General features: G+C 60.6%; 1 protein-coding gene. It reads left to right on the top strand.

The features are described from left to right. A partial coding sequence (locus L972_RS12685) for a biotin/lipoyl-containing protein (protein ID WP_047438639.1) occupies window positions 1–543 on the top strand: 543 nt, incomplete at both ends.

Raw genomic sequence — 543 nt, 5'->3', positions numbered from 1 at the left:
CCGCTGCCGTGCGCAAAGATGTGCACGTACCGGACATCGGTGACGACGAAGTGGACGTGACTGAAATCATGGTTGCCGTGGGCGACATGGTAGAAGCTGACCAGTCCATCATTGCCGTGGAAGGTGACAAGGCCTCCATGGAAGTACCGGCTCCGTTCGCAGGCCGCGTGGTCGAGATCAAGGTTGCCGCTGGTGCCAAGGTCTCTACCGGCTCTCTGGTGATGGTATTTGAAGTGGCTGGCGCTGCGCCTGCTGCCGTTGCTGCTCCGGCTCAAGCCGCCGCGCCCGTGGCTGCTGCCCCGGTTGCCGCTGCTGCCAAAGAGGTTAACGTACCGGATATCGGTGGCGACGAAGTCGAAGTCACCGAGATCATGGTTGCTGTGGGTGACAAGGTTGAAGCCGACCAGTCCCTGATCGCCGTGGAAGGTGACAAGGCCTCCATGGAAGTGCCTGCGCCGTTCGCCGGTGTGGTCAAAGAGATCAAGGTGAAGGCGGGTGACAAGGTCTCCACCGGTTCCCTGATCATGGTATTCGAAGTGGCTG

The sequence above is a fragment of the Aeromonas sp. ZOR0001 genome, assembly GCF_000801015.1.
Classification (GTDB): Bacteria; Pseudomonadota; Gammaproteobacteria; order Enterobacterales; family Aeromonadaceae; genus Aeromonas; species Aeromonas veronii.
The sequence above is the reverse complement of the archived record's forward strand: the minus strand, read 5'-3'. Positions and strand labels throughout refer to the sequence as shown.